The sequence below is a fragment of the Nocardia sp. NPDC004654 genome (genome assembly GCF_040609595.1).
Lineage (GTDB): Bacteria > Actinomycetota > Actinomycetes > Mycobacteriales > Mycobacteriaceae > Nocardia.
On the sequence record NZ_JBEXKI010000001.1, the window covers coordinates 142929 to 157261 of the forward strand.

Below are 14333 nucleotides of genomic sequence, written 5' to 3' on the forward strand. Positions count from 1 at the left end.
ACCCGTTCGGGTGTGGAGCCGTTCTCGCGATAGTCCGACCGTCCGGTGCTACCGGATTGCTACCGAGTCACTCGCTCGGCCGTGGCATGACACAGTTCGATATTTTGGGGTTCAGTCCCAGGTAATTCAGGGGGCCGGAGACCGCGGTGAGCGCGATCGTGCCGAATCCGGCGCAATTGATCGGTCCGCTGGAGAAGTACTGACGCTGGCCTGCGGCGATCATGCCGACGGCCAACCACACCAGGAGCAGCAGACTGAACCACCGCATCCCGGATTCGCGCGCAGCCCGCCCGTGAGTCACTCGCTCGCGCATAGTCATCGCTTCCTTCCACAATCGCGCCAGGTGGCGTAAGGGGGGAGATACCCCTATGCCCACCGGTTACTCCCAGTGCGCTCGACCACAATTCGGCCGACATTTCGCCACCGGGGAAGGCTTGCGCGGCAACCGGACAGTCAATTTACTTTTACTTCGCACACCTACCTTTCCGCCCGTGGTCGTCACTTCGGTCGAAAAACCGCCGCGTACCTTTCTTTCGCTTCCCACTCGAAGCCCCGTCGATCGGGTGCCCGTGCCGATGCTCGTGCTCGGCGCGATGGTGTCCATTCATCTCGGGGCGGCCGTGGCCAAACAACTCTTCGCGCTCGCGGGCGCGGACGTGGTCGCCTGCCTGCGCATCGTCGTCGCCGGTGCGATCGCACTGCTGCTCTGGCGGCCCGCTCTCCGGGTCGACCGGCGCGCGCTTCCCGGCATTGCCGGGCTCGGAATCGCTATCGCCGCAATGAATCTCAGCTTCTACGCGGCGATCGAGCGGATACCGCTCGGCGTGGCGGTCACCATCGAATTCCTCGGGCCGCTCACTGTCGCCCTGCTCGGATCACGCAAGCCGCGCGACGCGGCGCTCGCGCTCATGGCAGGCGCCGGTGTGCTGCTGCTCATGGATGCCGGCGGGCCGATGTCGTGGACCGGCGTGCTCTTCGCCCTGCTCGCCGGCGCCGGATGGGGCGCGTACATCGCCTGCGGCGCGGTGGTCGGCCGACACACCGCGGGCCACGACGGACTCGCGCTCGCCATGGCGTTCGGCGGCGTGCTCGTTCTGCCTTTCCTTGTGACACAAGGTGGTTCGGCGCTACTGAACCCGGTGCTGCTGGCCGGGGTCGCGGTCGTCGCGGTGTGCTCGTCGCTGGTGCCGCACGCCATCGAACTGACCGCGCTACGGCGGATCGAGGCGTCGGTGTTCGGGGTGTGGATGAGTTTGCAGCCCGCGGTCGCCGCGGTGGCGGGGATGTTGTTGCTCGGTGAAGGTCTGCGCGGGGCGCAGTGGGGCGGCGTCGCGATGGTGGTCGTGGCCGCGGCTGCCTCGGCTTGGTTCGCGGCCGATTCGGGACTGCGCGCGCAGGACGAAACGGCGCGGCGAGGCGATCGGTCAGGCCGTACGCCGAAAGGTGCGGCGGTAGATGTTCGGGGAGGTGCCGAGAACCGAACGCATGTGCTGGCGCAGCGAATTGGCAGTTCCGAAACCGGCGCGGTGGGCGACGAGATCGATGCTGAGATCACTGTTCTCCAGCAGGTCGCGTGCGCGTTCCAGACGCTGAGCGAGCAGCCAGCGACCGGGCGTCGAGCCCACTTCGTCACGGAAACGGCGGGTGAAGGTGCGCACACTCATCCGCGCGTGGGCGGCCATCTCCTCCAGCGAGATCTGCTCTCCGAGCCGATCGAGCAGCCAGGCGCGGGTGGCGGCGGTGGAGGTCATCGTCGGCTCGGGCACGGGACGTTCGATGAACTGTGCCTGGCCGCCGTCGCGCCAGGGCGGGACGACGCAGCGGCGGGCGACCTGGTTCGCGATCGCGGTGCCGTGATCGCGGCGCACCAGGTGCAGGCATAGATCGATGCCGGCACCCGCGCCCGCCGAGGTGAGCACATCACCGTTGTCCACGAAGAGCACATCCTCGTCGAGGCGCACCAGGGGGTAGGCGCGGCGGAACTCCTCGGTCCGCATCCAGTGTGTGGTGGCCGGTCGGCCGTCGAGAACGCCCGCGGCGGCGAGCACATAGCTGCCGGTGCAGATGGACACCAGCCTGGCGTCCGGTCTAATCCGGGCGAACGCGTCAGCGAGGCGCGGCGGAAGCGGTCCGCCGACATGCGAGTCATCGCTGTCGCACGGGGGCGGTATGAGCACCGTGTCAGCCTGTTCGAGCGCGTCGGGTCCGTGCTCGACGGCCAGCATGATGCCCGTGTCGGAGCGGACCGGCGCACCGTCGACCGAGCAGACGATCACCTGATACAGCGGGTGCCCCTCGGCGTCGAATGCCTGGCCGAATACCCGGGCTGGCATACCCAATTCGAACAGCGGTACGCCGTCGAGGGCGAGCACCACGACGCGGTGCGGTCGAGCGGTCATGGCCAGATCCTGTCACATATTGTCCGTCCAGCCAGCACTGCGGACAGGAAACGGACGGCAATCTGGTCTCCGCTCACCGAACGAGCAGACAGAAAGGACCGCGCGAATGCCGACCATGCTCGCCGTCACCGCCCGCGAATGGGGCGCGCCCGAGGTGCTCACCCCGATCGAGATCGAGCGCCCGGAGCCGGGCCTGACCGAGATCCTTGTGCGAGTGCACGCAGCCGGTGTCAACCCGGTCGATTGGAAGACTCGGGCCAGCGGCGCCTTCGTCACCTGGGGCGAAGTGCCGATCGTCGGCTGGGACGTCTCGGGAACCGTGGAGGCCGTCGGGCCCGGCGTCACCCGGTTCGCACCCGGCGACGAGGTTTTCGGCATGCCCGCCTTCCCGCGCCAGGCCGGGGCGTACGCGGAATTCGTCGTCGCGCCTTCGCGTCACTTCACACGCAAGCCGGGCAACATCTCCCATATCGAGGCGGCGGCCCTGCCGCTTGCCGGTCTGACCGCGTGGCAAGCGCTGATCGACACCGCCGAACTGCGTGCGGGACAGCGGGTTCTGATCCACGGCGCGGCGGGCGGTGTCGGACATCTCGCGGTCCAGATCGCCAAAGCGCACGGCGCCTACGTCATCGGCACGGCGCGCGCGGACAAGCACGACTTCTTGCGCGCGATCGGCGCGGACGAGGTAATCGACTACACCGCCGTCGATTTCGCCGCCGAGTTGCGTGATGTCGATATCGTGCTCGACAGCGTCGGCGGGGATTACGGTGTCCGCTCGCTTCCGGTGCTGCGGCGCGGCGGCCGCCTGGTGACGCTGGCCGGACCGGATGGCCTGCCCGACGCGGCGGATGCGGACGCGCGGGGAGTCCGTGCCGACTGGCCGGTGGTCGAACCGGATTCGGCGGGTCTCGCCGCCATCGCCGAGCTCGTCGCGGTGGGCGAACTTCGAGCGGAGATCGACAGGGTGCTGCCGCTCACCGAGGCCGCGAAGGCGCACGCCTACGGCGAGACGGGACGCACGCGCGGCAAGATCGTGCTCCAGGTGGCCGAGCCCGCTACGTAGCCGTGGTTGCGGCGTCGGCGCCTGCTCGAGATCCTCGCCGGAGCAGGCCGTGCCGGAACTCGTGCACTGACCGAAGTCGGGCCCCGGAGGTCACGCGAGGACCACCGGGGCCGCGATTCCGTCACCGGACGCGCTGACCGCGCCGATTACGGACTCGGTTCCGGCACATTGCAATCCGCGATCTTCGGGTTCACGCCCATGTAGTTGAGCGGGCCCGCGATCACGGTTACCGCAATTGTGCCGAATCCGGCACAGTTCACCGGACCGCTGTCGAAGTAGTCCCGCTGCGCCGCGGCGACCACACCGATCAACAGCCAGATCAGGACAATCACACTTCCGATTCTCATGTAACTCTCGCGCATCGTTCCCACGCGGACGGCTCGGCGGCGCATTAGGCGTCACATCCCTTCCCGCTTCCATCTGTTCGGCGTATACCCGGAATTCGCGGTTCTACCGCCCGAATCGCCCTTTCATCCGCTGGTGCGCGGAGGCCGCGCCCGAGGCACTACCCTTGGCTCGCGGGTCGCCGCCGGGGGGAGTCGTGGCCGCCTGGATCACCGGCTTCTTCGGCGGGGTCTTTCTCGCCATGCCGCTGGCGATCTTCGCGCTGTTCCGCACACCGAAGGAGGACCGGAACAGCCGGGATCTCGCGATCGGCGCACTGATCTCGTCCGTCGGTTGGATTCTGGTGGCAGCGCTGATCTTCGTCACCCGCTGAGGTCTCGAAAGGCACTGCGACGGAGCCGATCCGCGGCAGTGCCTTTCGACTTCGACAACAACGGGCATCGGACCGACAAAACGAGACCGCTCCTATACGACGTGCAGCCGTACCGCCGGATCGAGGGCTTTCAAGTCGTCGGGGTCGGAGGTGAGTACCAGCGTTGCCCGCAGTGCCCGCGCCAGCACGATCACGTGCGCGTCCACCACGTCGGCGGTACCGGTGTCAGCGAGCAACTTCCCGACCGCGTAGGCGTGTGCCTCGGCGAGGTCCACCACACGGACGGCGCGAGTCTTCAAGAGCCGAGACACCGCGTGCTGGCGGGGACTGTTGCGCCAGCACTGCGCGAGAACCGTTGCGGGCACGATGACGTCGTAGGTGTTGCGCTGCGCGTACTCGAGGGCGGCCACCGCTGCCGCGCCGCGCTTCTCCAGCCCGATCAGTGCGCCGGAGTCGAGAACGACGATCACGCGGCACCGCCGAGAGCGTCAGCAGCGGCGGCGTTCTCGGCAGCGGTGAATGCGGCGGCGGCCTCGGCGCGGTCGGCGTCGGTGACACCGGCCTCGGTGGCAAGCTCAGCGACGATCTCAGCGGCAGCAGCCCAATCCGGCTCGCGCTGCGCAAGCTGAGTGAAGTACGCCGACACCGAACCCGCCAGTCCAGCGGCTACCGCGTTGTTCGCCTTCTCGGCGATGTCGTCGGGAATGCTGATGGTGATCTTGGCCATGAAGCCATTCTACCCAGCGGTATGACCGAGTCATACCGCAGAAGCCGAAGTGGCGGGCAGGCGGCGAGTCGTGACGGTGTGTTCGTGCACTTGGAAATAGAAAGCCCCTCACCCGAATGTTGAGTGAGGGGCTTTGGCGGTGGCGGAGGGATTTGAACCCTCGGAGGGGGGTTACCCCTCACACGCTTTCGAGGCGTGCTCCTTAGGCCGCTCGGACACGCCACCGCCGACTAGGTTACCCGACCGGGTCCGGATCGCTAAATCGGCTGGCGAGCGGGGGTGCGGCGGCCGTCAGCGCTGGGTGCGAAAGAAGTCGTCGAGGAGGGCGGCGCATTCCGGTTCGAGGACGCCGCCGCGGACCTGCGGGCGGTGGTTGAGCCGTCGGTCGCGCACCACGTCCCACAGCGAGCCGACGGCGCCCGTCTTCGGCTCCCACGCGCCGAAAACCAGCCGCCCGACGCGGGCCAAGATCAGCGCGCCCGCGCACATCGTGCACGGCTCGAGGGTGACGGCCAAGGTCGCGCCTTCCAGCCGCCAGCCGTCGCCGTGGACCTCGGCGGCGCGGCGCAGCGCGAGCACCTCGGCGTGCGCGGTCGGGTCGCCAAGGGCTTCCCTGGCGTTGGCGGCGCGGGCCAGTTCCCGGCCGGACGCGTCGAAGACCACCGCGCCGACGGGCACGTCGCGCGGATCGGCGGCCGCCGCCGCGTCGAGCGCGGCGCGCATCATCGCGAGGTCGGACACGAGCGGGTTCTCGGGCAGCACGTTCATGCGCGCACCACGATCACCGCGGCAGCTTGTCCAGCACCGCCGAGAGTTCGTTGGCGAAGCCCAGGCGCTGCGCGATCATGCCGAGCTGCTCGTCCGGGTACAGGTCGGTCTCGGCGAGGATCACGCTCAGCACCGGCTCGGGCAGACCGAGGTCGGCGAGCACGGCGAGATCGCCCTCTTCCCACGGTTCGATGTCGTCGAGTTCGTCGGGCTCGATATCGGGGATTTCGATATTCAAGGCCTCGAGCACATCGGCGGCGATGTCGTAATCGATCGCGGCGGTGGCGTCCGAGACGAGCAGCCTGGTGCCGCTCGGCGCGGGGCGCAACACGATGAAGAACTCGTCGTCGATGTCGAGCAGCCCGAAGACCGCCCCGGAGCTGCGCAATGCCTTCAGCTCGTTTTCCGCGACGGACAAATCGCTGAGCGCTTCCTGGCTCAGCGGACTACACCGCCATTTGCCTTCTTCGCGGACAACCGCAACTGCGAACCCTTCCACGTCGTCGTAATCTTCCGACGCCGCCCTGTTCGTGCCCGAGCGCTGTGCTGCCATGGCCGCAACGGTAGTCGGCTCGAGCTCAAATGTTGAAGTCGTATGCGAATCTGTTCCGGTGACTCGCGACCAGAAAGCACCGGTGTGTGTCCTCGGGACGGGCCTGATCGGCGGTTCCCTGCTGCGCGCCGCCGCGGCGGCGGGTTATTCGGCGTTCGGCTACAACAGATCGCGGGCCGGGGTGGCGGCCGCGCGGGCCGACGGTTTCGACGTCGACGACGACCTGCCCGGCGTGCTCGGCCGGGCCGCGGCCGACGACGCGCTGATCGTGATCGCGGTGCCGATGCCCGCCGTCGACCACATCCTCGCCTCCGTGGCCACCTTCGCACCCGGCTGCGTGCTCACCGACGTGGTGAGCGTGAAGGCGCCGGTGGCGGCGGCCGTACGACAGCACGGTCTGGCCGCACGCTACGTCGGCGGGCATCCGATGGCCGGGACGTCCGAATCCGGTTGGGCGGCCACCGATCCCGAGTTGTTCCACGGCGCGGTATGGGCGGTCGGCGTCGATCCCGGCACGCACGCGGACCCGTGGCGGCGGGTGGCGGCGCTGGCGCTGGACTGCGGGTCGGTGGTGGTTCCGGTGGTCGCCGAGGAACACGATCGGGCCGTCGCCCGGATCTCGCATCTACCGCACGTGCTCGCCGAGGCGCTGGCCATCGCGGGCGCGGGCGGCGGGCCGCTCGCGCTAGGCCTGGCCGCGGGCTCGTTCCGCGACGGCACCAGAGTGGCGGGGACCGCCCCGGAACTGGTGCGCGCGATCTGCGAACCGAACGCCGACGCCCTGCTCGCGGTGCTCGAGGAAACGCTGACGGTGCTCGGCGCGGCCCGCGACGCCCTGGCCGAGGACGGTTCGCTCGCGGACCTGACGCGGGCGGGCCACGACGCGAGGAACGGCTACGAGACCGCGCGCCGCTGGGAGATCACCGACGTGCGCCCCGGCGACCACGACTGGCTGGACCGGCTGCGCGAGGCGGGGCAGCGCGGCGGCGTGATCACGGCCGTGGACTTGTGACCACCGTCCGAGAGGAACTGCTGATCCGGTCGCACAGACAACCCGGTGGGCACTGCTGATCCGGGGCGGCACCCTCGTCGCCATCACGTAGACGGCCGAATCGGAGGACGCGGAAACCACCGCGCTGGCGTGGCGCAAAAGCCTCGGGCTGCTCCGCGACCTCGCGACGGGCTGAGCCGCGTCTTCAGATGCGTTCGGCCAGCCCCGGGTAATCCAGGAGGAAGCCGTCCTCGTCGACGGTGACCGTCGCGCTGGAGACCGGCGACAGCACGCTGATCCCGTCGGCGCCCGCGCTGTAGATCAGGCTGGCTTCCTGCACGAGCAGATCGGGCAGGCGCACGTACACCACCGGCACCTCCAGGTCGTCGACCGCGTGCTGGAGTCCGTAGCGGCGGATCGGCAGGGTGTTGAAGAACGGGCTGAGCACCACGTCCACGTCCAGCGCGCCCGCGAAAGTGGAGCGAACGTGGCTGCCGCCCGCGTCGACCAGCCAGTAGTTCTCCTCGTCCCTCGCGATCGATGCGTGCCGCTCCCCCGCCGCCGTGGTCGTGCGCAGCGAGAGCCGTTTCGTGACGCCGTTCTCGTCGGTGACCAGGTCATAGGACGCGCTGAACGCGGGATGGTCCGCACAAGCGCCGCCGATCATGCGACCGGCGGCGCGGATGCGATTGCCGTTCAGCGTCACACGCACCGACTCCATCCGTGTCGCGTTGTGCGCGCGCCACGTCAGAATCGCCGGCCACCGAGGTGCCGCCGGTTTGCTGTCGGGGGCAGGGGCTGGATTGGTCACGTATCTACCGTAAGCGAAAAAAGCCGCCACCCTGATTTTTTGCGGCGCTCGCGGGTCCCTGTGTGGTCACGCCGCGCTACCTCCTCCGGGCCACTCGCGGGCATCACACGAGCGACTCGCGCCACGCGGCGTGCAGTCCGGCGAACCGGCCCGCGCCTTCGATCAGTTCGGCGGGTGCGCCGTCCTCGACGATCCGGCCGTGCTCGAGCACCAGTACGCGGTCCGCGATCGCGACGGTGGACAGCCGGTGCGCGATGATCACGGCGGTCCGGTCCCGCAAGACCGTCTCCAGCGCCCGCTGCACCAACCGTTCGCTGGGGATGTCGAGACTGGAGGTGGCCTCGTCGAGCACGATGACCGCCGGATCGGCGAGGAAGACCCGCGCGAACGCGACCAACTGCCGCTGACCAGCGGAGAGCCTGCCGCCGCGCTTGCGAACGTCGGTGTCGAACCCCTCGGGCAGCTTCACCACGAAGTCGTACAGCCCGACCGCGCGGGCCGCCGCGTGCACCTCGGCGTCGGTGGCCTCCGGCTTGCCGAGCCGGATGTTGTCGGCCACCGAGCCGGAGAAGAGGTAGGACTCCTGGGTGACCATCACGACATTGCGCCGCAGGTCCGCGTCGGAGATGCGGCGCAGGTCGACCCCGTCCAGCGTGACCGTGCCGCCGGACGGGTCGTAGAACCTGGTCAGCAGCTTGGCCAGGGTCGACTTGCCCGCGCCCGTCGCACCGACCAGCGCGATGACCTGCCCGGCCGGAATCTCCAACGAGAACTCGGGGAGCACCGGCCCGCGCCCCGGCGACGTCTCCGCGTCGAGCGCTTCCGGGCCTGGCGCGGAGTCGTAGCCGAACCACACCCCGTCCATCCGCACCGCGCCCGCGGCCTTTCCCATCGGCGCCGGATCCTTCGGTTCCGGCACCGAGGGCTCCTCCTCCAGCACGCCGGAGATCTTCTCCAGCGCCGCCGCGGCGGACTGGTAGGAGTTGAACACCTGGGCGAGTTCGTCCAGCGGACCGTAGAACTCGTTGAGGTACAGCAGGTAGGCAGCGAGCACGCCGACGGCGAGATTGCCCTCGATCACCTGCCACGCGCCGACCACGATGACGATCACCGTGGTGAGGTTGCCGAGCAGCCGGGTGAGTCCGGCGTAGTCGCCCATGCCGCGCATGGCGGCGGTGGTCGCGGTCCGGTACTCCGCGTCCTCGGCGGCGAGCACCGCCTCGTTGCGCTGCTCGCGGCGGAACGCCTGCACCGCGCGCATACCGCCCATGGACTCGACGAACTGCACGACGACCTTGGCGATGGCGCCGCGGGTGCGCCGGTAACCCGCGCGCTGCCTGCGCTGCGCCCACCTGGTGACCAGCGCGAGCGGCACGAAACCGACGAGCACGATCGCCGCGAGCGTCTGGTCCAGGTACACGAGCAGCACCGCGATGGTGACCACCGAGAGGATCGCGCTCAGCGCCTGGTTCAGCGCACTCTCCAGCAGCTCCTGGAGAGTTTCGATGTCGCCGGTGAGCCGGGCGACCGCCTTGCCCGAGGTGTACTTCTCGTGGAAGCTCACGCTCAGCCGCTGCATGTGCTCGAAAAGCCGCACCCGCAGGTCGAACAGCACGCTCTGGCTGAGCCTGCCCGAGACCCGCAGGAAGGTGAAAGTGGTGAGCACGCTGATGCCGAGCACGCCGAGGTAGCCCGCGACGGTGAGTGTCAGCGGCGTCCAATTGCCTTCGGCGCCTTCGGCGATGCCGGTGTCGAGCCCGTAGGCGATGAACAGCGGCGCCGACACGGTGGCCGCGTTGTCGACCACGATCAGCACCAGCGCGAGCACCGCGAGCCTGCGGTACGGGCGCACCAGATCGAGTAGCAGCCGCCGGGACCGCCCGGCCAGCACCAGGTTTCCGGTCTCGGTGACCTCTTTGTCCTCACTGGCGATACCGCGCCAGTCGGCGACCTCGTCACGCGCGCCCGAATCCGGCTCGCTCGCGGCGTCTTTCGGCGCCGTCTCCGTCGCGTTCACGACACGCCTCCCATCAGTTCGCGATAGCGGGCACTGGTGCGCAGCAGGTGATCGTGGCTGCCCTCGGCGACGATGCGACCCTCGGCGAGCAGCGCGACCCGATCGGCCAGCGCCGCGGTGGAGGGCCGGTGCGCGACGAGCAGCGTGGTCGCGCCCGCCAGCACGGTGCGCAGCCGCTCCTGCACCCGTTCCTCGGTCTCCACGTCCAGCGCCGACAGCGGGTCGTCGAGCACCATTATCCTGCCCCGGTCACCGGCGCCGTCGCGGCCGAGCACCGCGCGGGCCAGGGCCAGCCGTTGCCGCTGGCCGCCGGACAGGCTCAGGCCCTGTTCGCCGATCCTGGTGTCGAGACCCCACGGCAGCTTGTCCACGAATTCCGTCGCCTGGGCGACGTCGAGCGCACGGCGCACGTCCGCGTCGGTGGCCTCCGGATCGCCGAGCGCGACGTTCTCGCGCACGCTCGCCGAGAACAGCACCGGGTCCTCGAACGCCACCGTCACCAGCGAGCGCAGATCCGCGACCCGCATCGCGGCGATGTCGATGCCGTCGATGGTGATCGCGCCGCCGGTCACGTCGTAGAGCCGCGGAATCAGGTTGAGCAGCGCGGTCTTTCCGCTGCCCGTCGCGCCGACCAGCGCCACGGTTTCGCCCGGCCGCACCGTCAGCGAGACGCCGCGCAGCACTTCGCGTTGCGCGTCCGGCGTCGCGTCCTCGCCCTCGTCTTCGCCGCGCGGGAACGCGAAACGCACATTGTCCAAAGTCAGTTCACCCGCGACGCGCTCGGGCAAACGCACCGGGTCGGCGGGATCGGTGATGTCGATCGGGGTGTCGATGATCTCCCAGTAGCGGTCGGCCGCGGTGCGCGCGTCGTTCAGCTCGGCGAGCAGGAAGCCGGTCCAGATGATCGGCCACTGTAGAAAAGTCGCCAGCGTGATGGCCGCGACCAGGGTGCCGAGCGTCATGGTGCCGTGCGCCACCGCGTAACCGCCGTAGCCGAGTGCGAAGGCGATGGCGAGCTGGGGCATGCCCATCATGGCCGACCAGAGCTTGGCGTCGAGGCGCACCTTCGCGAGTTCGGTCTGTTGCAGCTCGCGCGACTGGGTGGTGAACCGCGAACCGAAGAACAGGCCGCGGCCGAACGCCTTGAGGACGCGCACGCCCTGCACGGATTCCTCCGCGGTGGTCGCCAGGTCACCGGACTGGTCCTGCGAGCGCCGGGAGGCCACCGCGTAGCGCCGCTCGAAGTTGGTCGCGACGAACACCAACGGAATCGCGATGAGGCCGAAGATCAGGCCGACGCGCCAGCTCAGCGCGCACAGCACGAGCAGACCGACCGGGATCACCACGATGTGGATCACCAGGAACGGCCCGGCGAACGCGACGAACCGGCGCATGGTGGCCAGGTCGTCGACGGCGCGCGAGAGCAGCTGACCCGACTCCCAGGCATCGTGGCGACCGATCGCCAACGCTTGCAGCTTGCGGAAGATCTTGGCGCGCAACGTGATCTCGAACGCCGTCGCGGGCTTGGAGACCAGCCACCGCCGACCCCAGATGCCGAACGCCTCCAGCATGCCGAGCAGCAGCACCAGCAGCACCGGCACGACAGCACCGCCGAGATCGCGGTGCGCGATGGGTCCGTCGATGATGCGCGCGATCAGCAGCGGAATGACGACCGCGGTCAGCGTCGCGAGCACCGCCAGTGTGGTCGCCCCGATCAGGGCGGCCCGGTGCGGGCGCAGGTATGGCGCGAAGCGCCGCAGGGAATGCAGGCGGCCCGGCGTCGTAGCGGCGGGCCGCTCGGGTCTGTCCGCGTCCGATTCGGCCGACGGCAACTCCAGCGTGACTGACAAGGCTCCCCCTCGTGGTTCGTGGATCGCGGTGTCCGAGAATCAGGCGCCCGGCGATGTTCGCACCGGGATCCGACATCTCAGGGTCGCATCAAGGCTCGCTCCGGCCAACCGATTTTTTCGCACACCGCATTCCCGCAGCCGGTCTAAGCTGCGGGAATGCTGATCGTCGCCGGATATCTACGGGTCACCGATCGCGACGACTACCTGGCGCGCTGCCGGGAGGTCGTCGAACAAGCGCGGGCGGCCGAGGGGTGCCTCGACTTCTGTCTCGGCGCGGATCTGCTGGAGCCCGATCGGGTCAACGTGTACGAGCGGTGGTCGACCCGCGCCGACGCCGAACGCTTTCGCGGCGAAGGCCCCTCGGACGGGCTGGAGACCCGGATCGTCGGCGCGGACGTGCGCGAGTTCGACTACACCACCGAGACCCGCCTGTAGCGGATCAGCGAATTCCCGCGCCCTCGGGTTCCCGCTCCACCGAGTCCGGGAACGACTGCTGCCGGTAACCGCCGCGCAGCGTGCCTTCCAGATAGGCGGCGCGGCAGGCGCGCCGGGCGATCTTGCCGCTGGAGGTGCGCGGAATCGAGCCCGCGGGCACCAGCAGCAGGTCGCGGACCGTCACGCCGTGCCGCTGCGCGATCGCGCCGCGCACCGCGTCGGCGATCGGGCCCGCCTCCGCCTTGGCCGCGCCGGTGCCGCGTTCGGCGACGACGACCAACTGCTCGGAGGTGTCCTCGGCGTCGAATCCGCTTGCCGCGCCGCCCTGTTCGAAGCACTCGGAGGGCAACTGGTTCGCGGGAACCGAGAACGCGGCCACGAAGCCGGGGCGTAGCGCGTCGCTCGCTTCCTGCGCCGAGTACTCGAGGTCCTGCGGGTAGTGGTTGCGGCCGTCCACGATCACCAGGTCCTTGACGCGGCCGGTGATGAAGAGTTCGCCGTCGAAGTAGGCGCCGAAATCGCCGGTGCGCATCCAGTTCGCGTCCGCCGCGGCGCCTTCCGCGCGGCTGCCCTCCGGCCGCCGGTGCAGCCGGTTGCGGAAGGTCGCGGCGGATTCCTCCGGCCTGCCCCAGTAGCCGATGCCCATATTGTTGCCGTGCAACCAGATCTCGCCGACCTCGCCGTCGGCCCGCTCGACGCCGGTCTCGGGATCGACGATCGCGGCCCACTGCGACAGCGACACATAGCCGCACGACACCTGCGCGATGGCGTTGTCGGCGCCGGGCTCGACCTGCACCATCCGACCCGCGTTCAGTTCGCCGCGATCCACGTAGACCACCTTGGCCTCGTCCTGCGCCCTGGTCGCCGAGACGAACAGGGTCGCCTCCGCCATGCCGTAGCAGGGCTTGATCGCGGTCTTGGACAGGCCGTAGGGGGCGAACGCGTCGTTGAACTTCTTCATCGACGTCACCGAGACCGGCTCGCTGCCGTTGATCAGCCCGATGACGTTCGACAGGTCCAGTTCCTCGCCCGGTTTCGGCAGACCGCGCGCCGCGGCGTGCTCGAACGCGAAATTCGGGGCGGCGGCGAATGTTCCGGCGCCGTCGGAGACCGCGGCCAGCTCCTTGATCCAGCGGGAGGGACGGCGCACGAACGCGCTCGGGGACATGATCGTGATGAACCCGCCGCCGACGGTCGGCAGGATCACGCACAGCAGGCCCATGTCGTGGAACAACGGCAGCCAGGTGACCCCGCGCGAGTTCTCGCTCACGCCGATGGCATCGATCATCTGTAGCAAGTTGGTGCCCACCGCGCGGTGGGTGATCTCCACGCCCGCGGGCGTCCTGGTGGAGCCGGAGGTGTACTGGAGGTAGGCGACGCTGTCGATGTCGATGTCCGGGCGCACCCAACTGGTGCCGACGCCGTCCGGGATCGCGTCCACGGCGATGATGCGCGGCCGCTGCGTGGCGGGCAGGTGCCGGAAGAAGTTCCGCACACCCGCGGCCGCCGTGGAGACGGTGAGGATCACCGCGGGAGCGCAGTCGGCGAGCACCGCGTTCAGCCGGTCGGTGTGCCCCTGCTCCTCCGGGTCGAACAGCGGCACCGCGATCGCGCCCGCGTACACCGCGGCGAACAGCGAGATCACGTAGTCCAGACCTTGCGGCGCAAGGATCGCGACCCGGTCGCCCGCCTGCGCCACCTGTTGCAGCCGGGCCGCCACCGCGCGCAGCCGCACGCTGAACTGGCTCCAGGTCAGGTCCTGGTACTCGCCGTCGCGCTCGCGCGAGTAGTCGATGAACCGGTACGCGAGACCGTCCGGGTTCGCGGTGGTGTGCTGGTCGACGAAGTCGATCAGAGTCTTGTCACCCAGGATCGTGATGTTGCCCTGCTCGTCCAGATATTCGCCGAAAGTCTCGGGGATCATCGCCATCCTTTTCCAACGCACTGCGCGAAATCGCGCGGTGACACCGAACACAGATCGACAGCGGAGCGTCGGGAAGG

At 69.3% G+C, this 14333-nt stretch carries 15 protein-coding genes, 1 tRNA gene and 1 pseudogene; 5 read left to right on the forward strand and 12 right to left on the reverse strand.

The genetic code is table 11. From position 1 onward, the window contains the following. Positions 1 to 67: 67 nt before the first annotated feature. Complete coding sequence (locus ABZV58_RS00655; RefSeq protein ID WP_354998081.1) at positions 68 to 268, reverse strand: hypothetical protein; 201 nt, start codon at positions 266 to 268, stop codon at positions 68 to 70. Between the two features lie 685 nt (positions 269 to 953). Between ABZV58_RS00655 and ABZV58_RS00660 the strand changes: the two are divergent. Then, positions 954 to 1343 (forward strand): annotated as a pseudogene (locus ABZV58_RS00660) (EamA family transporter); the annotation flags it as partial. Between the two features lie 81 nt (positions 1344 to 1424). On the opposite strand, the gene ABZV58_RS00665 reads toward ABZV58_RS00660, so the two are convergent. Continuing rightward, on the reverse strand, positions 1425 to 2399 hold the full coding sequence (locus tag ABZV58_RS00665; RefSeq protein WP_354998082.1) for a helix-turn-helix domain-containing protein: 975 nt from the start codon (positions 2397 to 2399) through the stop codon (positions 1425 to 1427). Between the two features lie 106 nt (positions 2400 to 2505). Between ABZV58_RS00665 and ABZV58_RS00670 the strand changes: the two genes are divergently transcribed. After that, a complete protein-coding gene (locus ABZV58_RS00670; protein WP_354998083.1) occupies positions 2506 to 3462 on the forward strand; it encodes an NADP-dependent oxidoreductase in 957 nt (318 codons plus the stop codon). Between the two features lie 146 nt (positions 3463 to 3608). Here ABZV58_RS00670 and ABZV58_RS00675 read toward each other — a convergent pair whose 3' ends face one another. Beyond that, positions 3609 to 3809 carry a hypothetical protein gene (locus ABZV58_RS00675; protein WP_067789709.1) on the reverse strand — a complete coding sequence of 67 codons (201 nt, stop codon included), beginning with the start codon at positions 3807 to 3809 and terminating at the stop codon, positions 3609 to 3611. A gap of 194 nt (positions 3810 to 4003) precedes the next feature. Here ABZV58_RS00675 and ABZV58_RS00680 point away from each other — a divergent pair, with 194 nt between their 5' ends. Then, positions 4004 to 4180 carry a hypothetical protein gene (locus ABZV58_RS00680; protein WP_354998084.1) on the forward strand — a complete coding sequence of 59 codons (177 nt, stop codon included), beginning with the start codon at positions 4004 to 4006 and terminating at the stop codon, positions 4178 to 4180. 92 nt (positions 4181 to 4272) lie between these two features. Here ABZV58_RS00680 and ABZV58_RS00685 read toward each other — a convergent pair whose 3' ends face one another. From ABZV58_RS00685 to ABZV58_RS00705, 5 genes are all read right to left on the reverse strand, one after another. Continuing rightward, positions 4273 to 4650 carry a PIN domain-containing protein gene (locus tag ABZV58_RS00685; protein ID WP_354998085.1) on the reverse strand — a complete coding sequence of 126 codons (378 nt, stop codon included), beginning with the start codon at positions 4648 to 4650 and terminating at the stop codon, positions 4273 to 4275. Then, complete coding sequence (locus tag ABZV58_RS00690; RefSeq protein WP_354998086.1) at positions 4647 to 4907, reverse strand: hypothetical protein; 261 nt, start codon at positions 4905 to 4907, stop codon at positions 4647 to 4649. The genes ABZV58_RS00685 and ABZV58_RS00690 overlap by 4 nt, the downstream gene beginning before the upstream one ends. Before the next feature lie 134 nt (positions 4908 to 5041). After that, positions 5042 to 5132 (reverse strand) — tRNA-Ser (locus tag ABZV58_RS00695). Between the two features lie 66 nt (positions 5133 to 5198). Further along, complete coding sequence (locus ABZV58_RS00700) at positions 5199 to 5675, reverse strand: nucleoside deaminase (RefSeq protein WP_354998087.1); 477 nt, start codon at positions 5673 to 5675, stop codon at positions 5199 to 5201. 13 nt (positions 5676 to 5688) lie between these two features. Then, entirely contained in the window at positions 5689 to 6228 is a 540-nt protein-coding gene (locus ABZV58_RS00705; protein ID WP_354998088.1) for a tRNA adenosine deaminase-associated protein, read from the reverse strand. Between the two features lie 58 nt (positions 6229 to 6286). On the opposite strand from ABZV58_RS00705, the gene ABZV58_RS00710 reads away from it, so the two are divergent. Further along, positions 6287 to 7240, forward strand: coding sequence for a prephenate dehydrogenase (locus tag ABZV58_RS00710; protein ID WP_354998089.1), 954 nt, complete (start codon positions 6287 to 6289; stop codon positions 7238 to 7240). A gap of 184 nt (positions 7241 to 7424) precedes the next feature. On the opposite strand, the gene ABZV58_RS00715 is transcribed toward ABZV58_RS00710, so the two are convergent. The 3 genes from ABZV58_RS00715 to ABZV58_RS00725 form a co-directional block, all read right to left on the reverse strand. Continuing rightward, positions 7425 to 8030 carry a putative glycolipid-binding domain-containing protein gene (locus tag ABZV58_RS00715; protein ID WP_354998090.1) on the reverse strand — a complete coding sequence of 202 codons (606 nt, stop codon included), beginning with the start codon at positions 8028 to 8030 and terminating at the stop codon, positions 7425 to 7427. A gap of 103 nt (positions 8031 to 8133) precedes the next feature. Next, the gene (locus ABZV58_RS00720; protein WP_354998091.1) at positions 8134 to 10047 is read right to left on the reverse strand and encodes an ABC transporter ATP-binding protein; all 1914 of its coding nucleotides are present in this window, start codon (positions 10045 to 10047) and stop codon (positions 8134 to 8136) included. Continuing rightward, positions 10044 to 11897, reverse strand: a complete 1854-nt coding sequence (locus tag ABZV58_RS00725; protein WP_354998092.1) for an ABC transporter ATP-binding protein — start codon at positions 11895 to 11897, stop codon at positions 10044 to 10046. Before ABZV58_RS00725 ends, ABZV58_RS00720 begins: the two co-directional genes overlap by 4 nt. A gap of 156 nt (positions 11898 to 12053) precedes the next feature. On the opposite strand from ABZV58_RS00725, the gene ABZV58_RS00730 reads away from it, so the two are divergent. Further along, on the forward strand, positions 12054 to 12332 hold the full coding sequence (locus tag ABZV58_RS00730; RefSeq protein WP_354998093.1) for an antibiotic biosynthesis monooxygenase family protein: 279 nt from the start codon (positions 12054 to 12056) through the stop codon (positions 12330 to 12332). Between the two features lie 4 nt (positions 12333 to 12336). Here ABZV58_RS00730 and fadD32 read toward each other — a convergent pair whose 3' ends face one another. Further along, entirely contained in the window at positions 12337 to 14253 is a 1917-nt protein-coding gene (fadD32, locus tag ABZV58_RS00735) for a long-chain-fatty-acid--AMP ligase FadD32 (RefSeq protein WP_354998985.1), read from the reverse strand. Positions 14254 to 14333: the final 80 nt, after the last annotated feature.